The sequence below is a fragment of the Marinobacter sp. MIT932201 genome (assembly GCF_047123295.1).
Classification (GTDB): Bacteria; Pseudomonadota; Gammaproteobacteria; order Pseudomonadales; family Oleiphilaceae; genus Marinobacter; species Marinobacter salsuginis.
On record NZ_CP138917.1, the window covers coordinates 1,721,184 to 1,734,087 of the forward strand.

General features: G+C 58.4%; 12 protein-coding genes. 9 read left to right on the plus strand and 3 right to left on the minus strand.

Features of this window, described 5'->3' with window-relative positions:
* Window positions 1-71: 71 nt before the first annotated feature.
* Together purN and purM are read right to left on the minus strand one after the other, a co-directional pair.
* Window positions 72-734: a phosphoribosylglycinamide formyltransferase gene (purN, locus tag SIC15_RS07825; RefSeq protein ID WP_412537392.1), complete on the minus strand. Its 663-nt coding sequence runs from the start codon at window positions 732-734 to the stop codon at window positions 72-74.
* Complete coding sequence (gene purM / locus SIC15_RS07830) at window positions 731-1,795, minus strand: phosphoribosylformylglycinamidine cyclo-ligase (protein WP_412537393.1); 1,065 nt, start codon at window positions 1,793-1,795, stop codon at window positions 731-733. The genes purN and purM overlap by 4 nt, the downstream gene beginning before the upstream one ends.
* A gap of 159 nt (window positions 1,796-1,954) precedes the next feature.
* Here purM and SIC15_RS07835 point away from each other — a divergent pair, with 159 nt between their 5' ends.
* The 5 genes from SIC15_RS07835 to SIC15_RS07855 are packed head-to-tail and all read left to right on the plus strand — an operon-like array spanning window position 1,955 to window position 5,775.
* A complete protein-coding gene (locus tag SIC15_RS07835) occupies window positions 1,955-3,292 on the plus strand; it encodes a DUF2066 domain-containing protein (RefSeq protein WP_412537394.1) in 1,338 nt (445 codons plus the stop codon).
* Between the two features lie 21 nt (window positions 3,293-3,313).
* A complete protein-coding gene (locus SIC15_RS07840; RefSeq protein WP_069184550.1) occupies window positions 3,314-3,874 on the plus strand; it encodes a CDP-alcohol phosphatidyltransferase family protein in 561 nt (186 codons plus the stop codon).
* Window positions 3,871-4,569, plus strand: a complete 699-nt coding sequence (hda, locus tag SIC15_RS07845) for a DnaA regulatory inactivator Hda (protein ID WP_069184551.1) — start codon at window positions 3,871-3,873, stop codon at window positions 4,567-4,569. The genes SIC15_RS07840 and hda overlap by 4 nt, the downstream gene beginning before the upstream one ends.
* A 60-nt stretch (window positions 4,570-4,629) precedes the next feature.
* Window positions 4,630-5,427 (plus strand): ParA family protein, encoded by a 798-nt coding sequence (locus tag SIC15_RS07850; protein WP_136629648.1) that lies wholly within the window; start codon window positions 4,630-4,632, stop codon window positions 5,425-5,427.
* A gap of 12 nt (window positions 5,428-5,439) precedes the next feature.
* Entirely contained in the window at window positions 5,440-5,775 is a 336-nt protein-coding gene (locus SIC15_RS07855) for a YqcC family protein (RefSeq protein WP_069184553.1), read from the plus strand.
* Here the strand turns inward: SIC15_RS07855 and nadC are convergent, their stop codons facing one another.
* Entirely contained in the window at window positions 5,776-6,615 is an 840-nt protein-coding gene (gene nadC / locus SIC15_RS07860) for a carboxylating nicotinate-nucleotide diphosphorylase (protein ID WP_412537395.1), read from the minus strand.
* 223 nt (window positions 6,616-6,838) lie between these two features.
* Between nadC and SIC15_RS07865 the strand changes: the two genes are divergently transcribed.
* The 4 genes from SIC15_RS07865 (at window position 6,839) to SIC15_RS07880 (ending at window position 12,883) form a co-directional block, all read left to right on the plus strand.
* Window positions 6,839-9,148 carry a DUF1631 domain-containing protein gene (locus SIC15_RS07865; RefSeq protein ID WP_412537396.1) on the plus strand — a complete coding sequence of 770 codons (2,310 nt, stop codon included), beginning with the start codon at window positions 6,839-6,841 and terminating at the stop codon, window positions 9,146-9,148.
* Between the two features lie 126 nt (window positions 9,149-9,274).
* Window positions 9,275-9,844: a 1,6-anhydro-N-acetylmuramyl-L-alanine amidase AmpD gene (ampD, locus tag SIC15_RS07870; RefSeq protein WP_412537597.1), complete on the plus strand. Its 570-nt coding sequence runs from the start codon at window positions 9,275-9,277 to the stop codon at window positions 9,842-9,844.
* Window positions 9,845-10,732: a histidine kinase gene (locus SIC15_RS07875; protein ID WP_412537397.1), complete on the plus strand. Its 888-nt coding sequence runs from the start codon at window positions 9,845-9,847 to the stop codon at window positions 10,730-10,732.
* 120 nt (window positions 10,733-10,852) lie between these two features.
* Window positions 10,853-12,883 carry a methyl-accepting chemotaxis protein gene (locus tag SIC15_RS07880; protein WP_412537398.1) on the plus strand — a complete coding sequence of 677 codons (2,031 nt, stop codon included), beginning with the start codon at window positions 10,853-10,855 and terminating at the stop codon, window positions 12,881-12,883.
* The last annotated feature ends 21 nt before the right edge of the window (window positions 12,884-12,904 follow it).

Genomic DNA, 12,904 nt, shown 5'->3' on the forward strand with positions numbered 1-12,904 from the left:
TACCGTCATCAATGGCGACAGTGTAGCTGCTTGGAGCGAGTGCGGGGATGACAATTCGTTCAGGGGAGGTATCAGTTGTCCGGCAGGCGCATGGGCGCGTTCAGCGGTTCGCCGTCGAACAGCACATAATCGCTGCCCAGTTGAATCCGGCCTTCGCAGAACCAGCGCACAACGATAGGGTAAAGGATGTGCTCCTTGGCCTGTACCTTTTCCGCGAGGCTTTCGGGTGTGTCATCGGAAGCAATCGACACCTCTGCCTGGGCAATGACCGGGCCGCCATCCAGCTCTTCGGTGACGAAGTGGATAGAGACGCCGTGAACCCTATCACCCGCTTCCAGTGCCCTGCGGTGCGTGTTGAGCCCGGTGTACTTGGGCAGCAATGAGGGGTGAATGTTCAGCATCTTGCCCCGGAAAGCCCGGACAAAGTCGGTGGTCAGAATACGCATGAAGCCTGCCAGAACAATCACGTCCGGATTGTAGCGGAGGATTTCCGCCATCAGGGAGGCATCGAACTCATCCCGGGATTCGAAATTCTTGTGGTTGACCACAAAGGTTTCGATGTTGGCCTGGGCCGCGCGCTCGAGGGCAAATGCTCCGGGCTGGTTGCAGCCAACGGCAACGATCTGCCCCGGGAAATCCCGTTCTCGGCTGGCTTCAATGAGAGCCTGAAGGTTGGTGCCACTGCCGGAGGCGAGCACCAGGGTTTTCGGTAACGGAGTCTGATCTGCCTTCATGCCGACAGCAGTCCCGGAGCGTAGCGAACGCGGGCATCAGCCTCTTCACTGTCTGCGCGCTCGATCGTACCCACCTGCCACGCATGTTCGCCCAGAGCCTTAAGCGTATCCAGGGCGAGTTCCTTCTGGTTGGCCGGCACGCAGACGATCATGCCGATACCGCAGTTGAACGTGCGGTACATTTCTTCACTGGCCACGCCGCCGTTGTTCTTGAGCCACTCAAAAACCGGAGGCAGCGACCAGCTTTCGGTGTCTATGGCCGCTATGGTGCCGTTTGGCAGAACCCTGGGAATATTTTCTGGCAGGCCGCCACCGGTAATGTGGGAAAGGGCCCGGACATCCACCTCGCGAATCAGTTGCAGGAGGTTCTTTACGTAGATGCGGGTCGGAGCCATCAGGGCGTTTGCCAGGGTAGTGTCGCCCATTGGCTGCTCGAGGTCGGCGTTGCTGACTTCCAGAATCTTCCGGATCAGGGAATAGCCGTTTGAGTGAGGTCCGGAAGAGCCCAGGGCAATCAGAACATCGCCGGCCTGAACCCGGCCGCCATCAATAATTTCGCTGCGTTCAGCAACGCCCACACAGAAGCCTGCCAGATCGTAGTCGTCGCCCTCGTACATGCCCGGCATTTCAGCGGTTTCTCCGCCTACCAGCGCGCAACCGGCCTGTTCGCAGCCTTCGCCGATCCCGGCGACAACCTGCGCAGCCACATCAACGTTGAGTTTGCCGGTCGCATAATAGTCCAGGAAAAAGAGTGGTTCGGCGCCACCAACCACCAGGTCGTTCACGCACATGGCGACCAGGTCAATACCGATGCTGTCGTGCTTGTCCAGCTGCATGGCCAGTCTGAGCTTGGTGCCGACGCCGTCTGTGCCGGAAACCAGAACAGGCTCGTTGTAGCCGGCGGGAATCGAGACCATGGCGCCGAAGCCACCCAGACCGCCAAGAACCTCCGGGCGACGGGTTCGCGCTGCGGTGTCCTTGATTCGGCTGACGAGTTCATTGCCTGCGTCGATATCGACGCCAGCATCGCGGTAGGTCAGGGAGGGCTTCTGTTCGCTCATGGTGTACTTAACCGTTGGCCAGTGTGTCAGGCGGCGGATTTTAACAGGTGCGGTGTGGCGCTCCAAATGTATATTGCTTTTCCGAAATCCGTGGCTGCTACTCACGCCTTGGGGCATGGTGTATCCTATGCGCCATTCATAGGAATTGCAGGGTGTTTCATGTCAGTATCAGGACAAAAGCCGGCACAAAGGTCTGTTTCCGCGACGTGGTTCTTTGCGTTGTTCAGCTTTCTGCTGGTCGGGTTTTCCGCCCCGGTAACCGCGGTGACAGTCTCCGGTCTGTACTCGGCCAAAGTACCGGTGGAAGGATCCTCGCCCGGGCAACTGGCCCAGGGGTATGCCGATGGCCTCAGCCAGGTCTTTATCCGGGTTTCCGGTACCCGTGAGGTGCTGGCTATGGAGGGCGTTGACGCACTGCTGTCCGAGGCCGAGTCTTTGTTACTTTCCTATCAGGTTGCCCGGGATGAGTCCGGCCAGAGTGTTCTGAGCATGTCTTTCGGGGCAGTTGGTGTTAACCGTGCCCTCGCTTCGATCAATGCGCCGGTGTGGGGCGCCAACAGGCCGCTCACGCTGGCCTGGATCGCTGCCGAGGATCGTGGTTCGAGAACACTCGTCACGCGCCCAGAAGCGGGCGCCGCTGCAGAAAGCGCCGACACCTGGCGGGCTGCGTTCGATGAGGCGGCCGGTAAGCGGGGCTTGCCGGTTGCATTACCGCCATCGGATTTTGGCGCTGATCGGGAGTTGCTTTCGGATATCTGGGGGCAGTTTATCGGCCGGGTGAAGTCCGCCTCTGAGGATCTGGATCACGATGTTCTCGCCCTGGTTCGGGTCAGCCGCACCGGCGGCCAATGGCGAGCGGGCTGGGTGTTCGATGGTATGGCCATGAATACCGGTGAAGAGTCGGTTACGGCGCAGACTCCGGAAGCATTGGCGGAGGCCGTGATCAATCGCTGGGCCGAGCTCTATGCCAGCCGATATGCAGTCGCTGCATCAGAAGTGGGGGATTCGCCGCAGGTGGACATTGTTTTGCGCGGCGTGACCTCACTGGAAGACTATGCAAAAGCCAACAAAGTGCTGGAGGGGCTGACACCGGTTGTCAGTGTCGGTGCCCACCGGGTACGCGATGAACAGCTTACCCTGCGCGTGGCGTTTTCCGGTGAGCTGGATCAGCTTCGCGAGTATATCGCCCTGGATCCGCGCTTTGTGCCGATGGAGTCAGACGTTCCCGCGGAACGCCCAGGTGCCGGGCCGACATCAGAGGGGCAGTTAACGTCGTCGGACGCGAACACAAAAGCAGCAACTGGGAGCGAGGAAGCCCAACCGCAGAGTCCGGATCAGCAAACCTCTGTGGCAGGGCCCGAAGAAACCTCCCAGTTTACCTATCAGCCGGTGCCCGTCGATGAGGAGGAGGCTCAGGAGGCGTTCGAATCCCTGTACCAGGTTCTGTATTATCGTTGGCAACCGTCTTCTGTCATCGGGAGCGATGGCGGCGAATAAGGTGTAACCGGAGGGAGTCTTTTGAATTTGCACCGCTGGCGCTGGATTCCCAATGCCCTGACGTTCCTGCGTATCCTCTTGATCGCTCCTTTTGCCGGAGCACTCCTTGCCGGAGATTACCGCCGGGCGTTGCTGATTTTCTTCCTGGCCGCGGGTACCGATGCGGTTGACGGGTTCCTGGCCCGGCATTTCAACTGGCGTTCCAGGCTTGGGGCGATTGCCGATCCCCTGGCGGACAAGGCCCTGCTGATCACGGCCTACCTGATGCTGACACTCACCGCCGTTCTGCCGGTATGGCTGTTTTTGCTGGTGCTGGGTCGCGATCTTCTCATTGTTGTCGGGGCTCTGGCATACCATTACAAGGTTGGCCGATACGATATGGAGCCAAGCATCCCCGGCAAGATCAATACTTTTATCCAGATTCTCGTCGCCCTTGCCATTATCGTGCTTCTGGCGGACCTGCCGATGCAGCCCTGGGTGGTGGATGCCGGCATTCTCCTGGTGGCTGTTTCCGCAGTGTTCAGCGGCGGGCATTACCTGATTGTATGGAGCTTGCGGGCCTGGAGGGCTACCCGTCCATGACCGCGTCCCAGTTGGTGCTTGGGGTCAAGCTACGCGATGATGCCCGTTTCGATAACTTTCACGGTGACAGGAACACCACGGCGGCCCAGCGCCTTGAATCCGTGTGTCATCGGCCTGATGATGTTCCGGTGGTTGTTCTGTGTGGTGATGCCGATACCGGCAAGAGTCATCTTTTGCAGGCCGTGTGCCACCTGGGTGAGCAGCAGGGCAGGACGGCGGTCTGTATCAGCATCGCAGAGCTGGAGCCTTTCGGTGCCGATGCCCTGTCGGGGCTTGAGGGCCATGACATTGTATGTCTGGACGATGTCGATCGCATTGCAGGGCAGCAGGTATGGGAAGAGGCCATTTTTCACCTGTATAACCGGATACAGGATCGGGGCGGCCTGTTGTTGGTAAGTCTCTCTGATTTGCCAGCCAGCCTGCCCTTTGGATTGCCGGATCTGGTCTCGAGGTTCAGTCACGGGTTGGTCATCCAGTTGGGCATATACCGGGATGAGGATCGCCTGAAGATTCTACGGGCCCGGGCAGAGCAGCGGGGGCTGGTCATGGCAGATGACGTCGCCAGCTACATCATGCGCCGGGCACCGCGGAGGCTCGGTGATTTGCTGGGGATTCTGGATATACTGGACGAAAACTCACTTCAGGCCCAGAGGCGGCTTACCATCCCCTTTGTGAAAACAGTGATGGATTGGTGAGCTGGACGGCACGCATTGCAGGGCAGAAAACGATAACGGGTTCATCAAGGGAGAGAAAAAATGAGACGGGTGGTATTCAATCAGAAGGGCGGTGTCGGCAAGTCCAGTATCACGTGTAACCTCGCGGCCATCAGCGCCGCTCGTGGAAAGCGAACTCTGGTTGTGGATCTTGATCCCCAGGGAAACTCCACCCATTATCTGCTCGGCAAGCCTGCCAGCGAGCTCAAGGACACCGTCGCCGATCTGCTTGAACAGACGGTTGCATTTACGGTTTTCAATCGCCGCCCGGATGAATTTGTCCACGCCTCACCGTTCAAGAACCTGTTTGTGATGCCTTCCAGCCCGGAGCTGGACTTCCTGGAACGCAAGCTGGAAGCGAAGCACAAGATCTACAAACTGAGGGAAGCACTGAAAAAGCTCGGTGAATCCTTCGATGCGATCTACATCGACACGGCGCCCGCGTTGAATTTCTACACGCGCTCCGCTCTGATTGCCGCCCAGCGTTGCCTGATACCCTTCGATTGTGACGATTTTTCCCGGCAGGCCCTGTACAACATCCTGAATGAGATTCGTGATCTCCAGGAAGATCACAACGAGGACCTTGTGGTGGAGGGAATTGTTGCCAACCAGTTCCAGCCCCGCGCCAGCTTGCCGAAGCAGTTGGTCAGGGAGCTTACCGAAGAAGGCTTGCCCATGCTGCCGGTAAGGCTCTCAAGCTCCGTGAAAATGAAAGAATCCCATCAAAGCCGCCAACCCCTGATTCACATGGCGCCCAAGCACCCACTGACACGCCAGTATGAGGACCTGTTCCGGGTCCTGCATGGTGAAACCGTGGAGCTTGAGCCGCTCAACGATTGAGGCAAGATTGATATGACTGAATCCGGTAACCCGATCGGGCAGGTTGCAGACTGCCTTCTGAACATTGAGATGGAGTTGCGGCAGCTGGGTCTCTGGGAGTCTGAGCCACCACCGGACGAAGCATTCCAGAGCGTTCAGCCATTCTGTATCGATACGCTGGAGTTCACCCAGTGGCTGCAGTTTGTCTTCGTTGAGCGGATGAAGGTGATCATCGAAAACGATCACCCGTTACCCTCGGCTTCCGGCATCGCACCGATGGCCGAGGAGCACTTCCGGGGACGGCCGGAGTCCGGGAGCCGGCTGGTCAGGGAACTGGAAGCTATCGATCGCCTTCTGAGTGACGGGTGATCAGTCCAGTCTCATAGACAGATCCAGGGCCTTCACATCTTTGGTCAGCGCCCCGATCGAAATGTAGTCCACGCCCGTCTCGGCGACCGGCACCAGGGTGTCGGCGTTGATGCCCCCGGAGGCCTCTAGCTTTGCCTTGCCCCCAGTGGTGGCAACAGCCGTTCGCATATCCTCAAGCGAGAATTCATCCAGCATGATGATATCTGCGCCAGCCTTCAGCGCCTGCGCCAGCTCGTCGAGGTTCTCGGTTTCCACTTCAACCGGTTTGCCTGGCGCAATCCTGTGGGCGGCCTCAATGGCAGTGGCGATTGAGCCGCAGGCGGCAATGTGATTTTCCTTGATCAGGAAGGCGTCCCAAAGGCCGATGCGATGATTGAAGCAACCGCCACAGGTAACGGCGTATTTCTGGGCCAGACGCAGACCTGGCAAGGTTTTGCGGGTGTCCAGCAGGCGAACCTGGGTGTGGGCAACCCGGGCAGCATAAGCGGCGCATGAAGTAGCTACCCCGGACAGGGTCTGGAGCCAGTTCAGGGCTGCTCGCTCGGCGCTGAGCAGGCTTCTGGCAGGGCCCTCCATAGTAAACAGCACCTGGTCCGGTGAAACGGTATCACCATCGGATACCTGCCAGGTGAGTTCCACGGACGGGTCCACTTGTCGGAACACCTCGTTAACCCATTCCCTTCCTGCAATCGTCGCGGTTTCCCGGGTAATCACGCGGCCCTTCGCCCGTTTGTCGGCGGGTATCAGCCTGGCCGTGATGTCACCATCACCAATGTCTTCCCGCAGGCTCTGGGCAACATTCTCAATTCGGGCCTGGCGAAGGAGTTCTGGGGAGATCATAGGGCAAAATGTCCGGTGCAGAGGGTTGTGAGCGTTTCAGGCTGCCAATTCTAAAGGGCTGCCAGAGAATCGCCAAACTCTTGAGTCCAGACTGCTAAACTGTGATGCACGTCAGGTCTACACAAAAGGTGACAAAATCTGACACAACCTGACGTGGGCAGCTCGTATCATGTGAAGTGGAGAAACCAAAAGGCATTATTGCAAGACAAGGCGGAGCAGCGACATGGTGCACGATAACAAGGTTGTCAGCTTTTCAGGCCAGAAGCCGCCCGCCCGGTTTTCATTGCCTGCGCCCCTCATTCGTCTGCGTGACGCATCGGGTCAGTCCCTGAAGTCCGTTCTTGCCAGTTTTTTCGATCGTGCCGATGATGCCCTGTTCGAACTCGCCGACAGAGCCGGGACAAATCTTGACCAGACCGCCTACTTTGACGCCATGCGCGAGCTCAGGCTTCGTCGCAAGTCCATGATGGTCTCGATTCTCCAGTACGTCAGCCAGGCGTTCAATGAAATTGGAAAGTTCCAACCCCAGCAGGGCGGCCGGTCCCTGGAGCACGTGGATGAGGACTCTCTCAGCCTCGTTGATCACTCCCAGTTGGAGCAGCAGGTTGCTGTGGACAACCTGATCAACAAGCTCCGGAACCGCTACACCGAACAGATCCGTCTGCTGACAGCGCGTGTCGGGCATCTGTTGCCGGGAATTGAGCTGAAAGACGCGCAGATGCCATTGAGTCCGGAGATCATCTGTGGCGGTGTTGCCGAAGCCTGTGCCGATCTGGATATTGATATCCGGGCAAAGCTGGTGGTTTTGAAGCTGTTTGATCGCCTGCTTGCCGATACTCTCGGTGACTTCTACAAAGAAGCGAACCGCACCCTGATTAATGAAGGGGTTATGCCGGACATGAAGCGTCCCCCTACCGGCAGGGTGCCCGCTCGCTCGGGTCAGCGCCCGGCAGGCGAGAGTTCGGCACCGGCAGGCGCGGGCGGGCAGGAAGGTTTTTCTTCAGAGAACCAGGGTATGTCTCAATCGCAGGCAACATTCTCGGAGCTCAGTGCGCTGCTGCACCGGGGCGATACCGCTCCTGCCAGCGGTACTGGCTCTTACGGTGAAGGTTACATTGATACTGATAGACTGATGGCGCGCCTCACCGAGGCGCAGTCTAACAGTCGTCAATGGGGCGACGATGCCGTTGTTCCGCTGAACGAGCAGCTTCAGCCGATCCTGCGCTCAGGTGATGGCAAAAGCCTGCACGTGGGCCAGGTGGACAGCGACGTGATCAACCTGGTTTCCATGTTGTTCGACTTCATCCTTGAGGATCGTCAGCTGCATCCTGTTATGAAGGCGTTGATTGGTCGCCTGCAGATTCCGGTACTCAAGGTGGCGCTGAGCGACAAGAACTTCTTCAATCGCGGCGGTCACCCGGTCCGTAAGCTGCTTAATGAACTGGCGCTGTCAGCCATCGGCTGGACTGAAAAGAAGGCCGGCCAGAGGGACCCGCTCAGGGAAAAAATTGAATCGGTTGTGGACAGGGTATTGGATGAGTTCACCACCGACGTCAGTTTGTTCGAAGAACTGCTCAAAGACTTCAGCCACTTCATGGATCTCGACCGAAGACGTCGTGAGCTCGTGGAGCAACGCCTGCGGGATGCAGAAGAGGGTCGAGCCCGGCAGGAGCGTGCCTCTCAGGCGGCGGACGGATTGTTACAGGAACTGATGGAGCAACGGGACATTCCCGAGCCGGTTGTCGGGCTCCTGAACGAAGCATGGGCCAAATATCTGCAATGGGTGGTTCTCCGTGAAGGTGAGGAAAGCGACCGCTGGCAACACGCCCGGAATCTCACCGAGCAGCTGGTGTGGAGTGTCGACCCTCGCCCGATCAATGACTCTACCCGTGGGGAGCTTCTCCGTGCGATTCCAGCCATTGTGGATGACCTTCGCAAGGCCCTCCAGGAAATTTCCTGGGACCCGTTTGCCACCGATGCGGCCATTCGTGACCTGGAACTGGCCCACGTAGACGTTTTCCAGCGGCTGGTGACCGCGCCGTCCCGTCCCGAACCTTTGGCGGAGCCTGAAGACTTGCCCGAGCCAGAGCCCGAGCGCTCGCTGCAAGCGCCTGTGGCTCCTCCGGCGCCAGACGAGGGGTTCAAGCAGACCCCGGCGCCGACCGAGCCCGAGCAGGCATCCTCTGAGCTGGCCAACGAGGCGCCAGAGGAAAAAGCGGGGATGGCAGAGACTGCGGATCCGGCTCAGGTATCGCCGCAATGGCTGGAAAAGGCGGAAAGCTTGCGCGTGGGTTCATGGATTGAGCTAACCCGAGACGAAACCAAGGTGCGCTGCAAGCTTGCGGCCTTTATCAAAGCCACTGGCAAGTACATCTTCGTCAACCGCAGTGGTGCCAAGGTGGCCGAGTATTTGCGTCTGGAACTCGCCGCCGACATGGAAGCCGGGAAGATCAGCATGCTCGATGATGGCCTCATCTTTGATCGGGCACTGGAGTCGATCATCGACAACCTGCGCAGCAGCCGCAAGGACTGATTCGTAGCAACCGTGGCAAGTTTGTGATTCAATCAGAGAGTGTAATCCTCTGATACATCTGGAATTACTTTGCCCGATACAGACGTTTTCGCCGAACGCCATACTGATTCCGGTACCGATGCAAGATTGCTTCGTGAAACCGGACGGATTTCCTTCGCCCGCTGGCGTCCCTCGCCAAATTTCGGGCCCCGTCCGGACGGGGTGCCCATCTCCCTGTTGGTCGTCCACAACATCAGCCTGCCTCCCGGGCAGTTTGGCGGTCCGGAAATAGAGGACTTTTTCTGCAACCGGCTTGATCACTCCGCGCACCCATATTTCCAGACCATCGAGGGCGTTCAGGTGTCCGCCCATCTGTTGATTCGTCGGGATGGTGATCTGGTTCAGTTTGTCAGTCTGCTGGAGCGCGCCTGGCATGCTGGCCGTTCGTGTTTCGAAGGTCAGGACGAGTGCAATGATTTCTCCATCGGCATAGAACTGGAGGGGACTGACGACATCCCTTACACCCCTGAACAGTATCGTAGGCTGGCAGAGGTGGCGGACCTGATTATGGCAGCCTGGCCGGCCATCACTGCTGACCGTATCACCGGCCACTGCGACATTGCGCCGGGCAGGAAAACTGATCCGGGGCCGGCCTTCGACTGGCAGTACTTCCGGGCGGGGCTGCACGCAGCGAGAGGTTCGGGGAGGAACGTCTGAATGGTGTTTGTTGTGTTTCTGCTGGCTTACATGGTTCGCAGGCGTCTGGATTCCCTTGATCTGCTCTCCGGTGACGAGGTCTGGCGTCGCTGGTTCAGGCATGGCAGCCGGGTCAGGGCAGGCCGTGAGTCCGGGATAGGTATCGGGCTGGCACTGGTTTTATTGCCGGCCTTTCTGCTCGGGCTTGCGCAATATCTCCTGGTCGCCTCCGGCTGGAGAATGGCTGCTTACCCACTGGAGTTCCTGGTTCTGGTCGTTCTCATGGGAACGCCTGGCTGGCGACAGATCCTCCGGGCCTACGCAGAGGCATGGCAGCGGGGGGACATGCAGTCAGCCTGGCATCATGTGAAAGATCTTTTGCCGGCTGATGAACGGGGAGCAGCGGTGTCTCCCGAGGCCATGCACCTCTCGCTGTCGAAGGCACTTATGGTGTCGGTGTTCCAGCGCTTCTTTCTGGTGGCTTTCTGGTACGTGGTTGGTGGTATCGGCGTTGCCGTTCTCGCCCGCGGTCTGGTTGCTCTTGCCGATCAGTGGCCCCAGGCTCCGGCAAGGCCGCGCTTTTCCGGGTTGGCGAACCTCGCCGGCTGGATCCCTGCCAGGCTTCTTTCCCTGACCTTCGGAATTGCCGGAGACCTGGCCGGCTGGCTGCGGGAAACCCGCCGCACGCTGACCGGTGTGACCAAAGAAGCCGGGGAGGTGCTCATGATTTCGGCCAACGGGTCGTTAACCGGGTATGCGCTGGATCCAGCCCGCTTTTCCCGGGTTCATCCGGATGAGTGGACAGCGTTCGGAGGACGTAGCCTGAGAGCAGTAAGGGATTTGTTGAACAGAAGCATGCTGGTCTGGATATGCACGCTCGCTCTGCTGGTCATTTCCGGGGTTGTCTGAGCCGGATTTTATAAAACATTACAGTTTAACAAGAAATAATGCTTAAGTTTTTAAGACTTTAGGCGACAATATAAGAAAAGAACATGAGTTCAGTTGTTTTTTGCCAGCACGAGGGTCCCTGTGAAGCAACTCATTAATCCCGCCATTGCACTGATGAACCGGCTGCCAATGGTTTACAAGTTCAGTCTCATCAGCATTCTGTTCCTGTTACCGATCGGTGGGCTGTCCTGGCTCGCCATTTCCGAGCTGAACCGTTCCGTCCAGACCATGACTCGAGGTGTCGAGGGGCTTGAGCAGCTTCAGCAGGTTGACCGGCTGGTGGACGCCGCGATGGATTATCGCGATTATCGCTCACCCGCGATCATCAAGGACGAGAGCGCTATTATGGCGGTGTCGGAAGAGGCTGCCAGTGAGATCGATAATACGCTGGCGGCCCTGACTGCCGAGGCTCGTTCTTTCGATACATCTGGCTCCTGGGCCGAGCAGGTCAACGACCTTCGGCAGGAGTGGGAGGCTCTGCGGTCTGAAGACAACTATCAGGGTAACTTCGATCCGCAGTTCAAGTATTACCAGGAATTTGTCCAGAAGGCTCAGGCCCTGCTTTCGGCCACCATTGAAATCTCGGGCCTGGGGCAGGGGACGTCCCGGGAAAATCAGTTGATTCTGGGACTTGTCCGCGACTCACTGCCGGCAGCCCGCACCGTGATTGGCCAGGCAAAATCCTACGGTATCTATGCCCTGGTCGAGGGACAGGTAGGCTATGCGCTGAGCGAAACGCTGAACGAAATCTATGACCAGTTGACCAATCGCAGTTCACTGCTCTCACCAGCGTTGGCCCTGGCCTCTGAGGCATCGCCGGCTTTGGCTGAGCGGGCGGGTAATGCCATCCAGCGGGTTGATGAGAGCCTGATGGTGGTTCGGGATCAACTGGATGTGAACGTGATTACGCCGATGCGCCTGGAAATGCCCTGGACTGAATACAACGACCTGATGTCCGGGCAACTGGCTCACTATGATCAGGTCAAGGCGGCGGCTTTCAACGTGGTCGACGAGAATCTGCAGGCGCGGCTGAACAGTGAGGTCAATCAGCGCCGGCTGATCGTCATCGCCCTGGTTGTTGTTCTTCTGGTGGTGGTCTATCTCTATATCGGCTTCTTCATGTCTGTACGCACCGCCATTAACCGGTTCAGCGAAGCGGCTCGCAGCGTCGCTGCCGGCGATATGACCACCCACATCATGCTGCGCAATCGCGACGAACTGGGCGAGCTGACCACGGAATTCAATAACATGACCGACCGGATTGCCGAGCTTATCCGTTCCGTCAGCCGGACTACGGCGGATGTGGACCAGCAGGCAACCCGGGTCAACGATACTGCGGCGGCCAACAGCGAAGCCGTGGCACGGCAGATGGAAGAAAGCGGCCAGATCAACGAAGCCATGAACCAGATGGTCGAGGCGGTTCACGAAGTTACCGAAAGCGCTCACCGGGTGGCAGACAGCGCCAGCAACGCCGAGCAGGACACCGAGACCGGTCGTGGCGTCGTTGCCGATACCGTAGAAACCATCAACAAGCTGGCAGGCGAGATCTCCGGCGCAGTGGAAGTGATTAACCGGGTCAGCAAGGACAGCGACAACATCAGCCAGGTGCTGATAGAGATCAAGGCGATTGCCGAACAGACCAACCTGTTGGCCCTGAATGCTGCGATTGAGGCCGCGAGGGCAGGTGAACAGGGTCGTGGGTTTGCGGTAGTTGCCGATGAGGTCCGCTCACTCTCTCAGCGTACCCATAAATCCACCGAAGAGATCGAAGGCATGATTTCCCGGCTTCAGAGCGGCGTGAAAGACGCGGTGTCGGCCATGACCAACAGCCGGGATGTTACCGAGACAACGGTGCAGAAGTCTGGTGAAGTGACGGAAGCTCTGGACAGAATCGCCAAAGGCATCTCGGTGATCGTGGATATGAGCCACCAGATTGCACAGGCGGCAGAAGAGCAGTCTGCCGTTGCGAAAAACGTGAATGCCAATGTCGAGCAGATTGGCGAACTGGGCCATAAAACGGCCGCCAATGCCGAGGAGACACTGGGATCCTCGAGGGAAATGTCGCAACTAACGGCCTCACTTCAGCGTCTGGTGGAGGCCTTTAAAGTCTGACTGGCGCCAGAACTGGAGCGA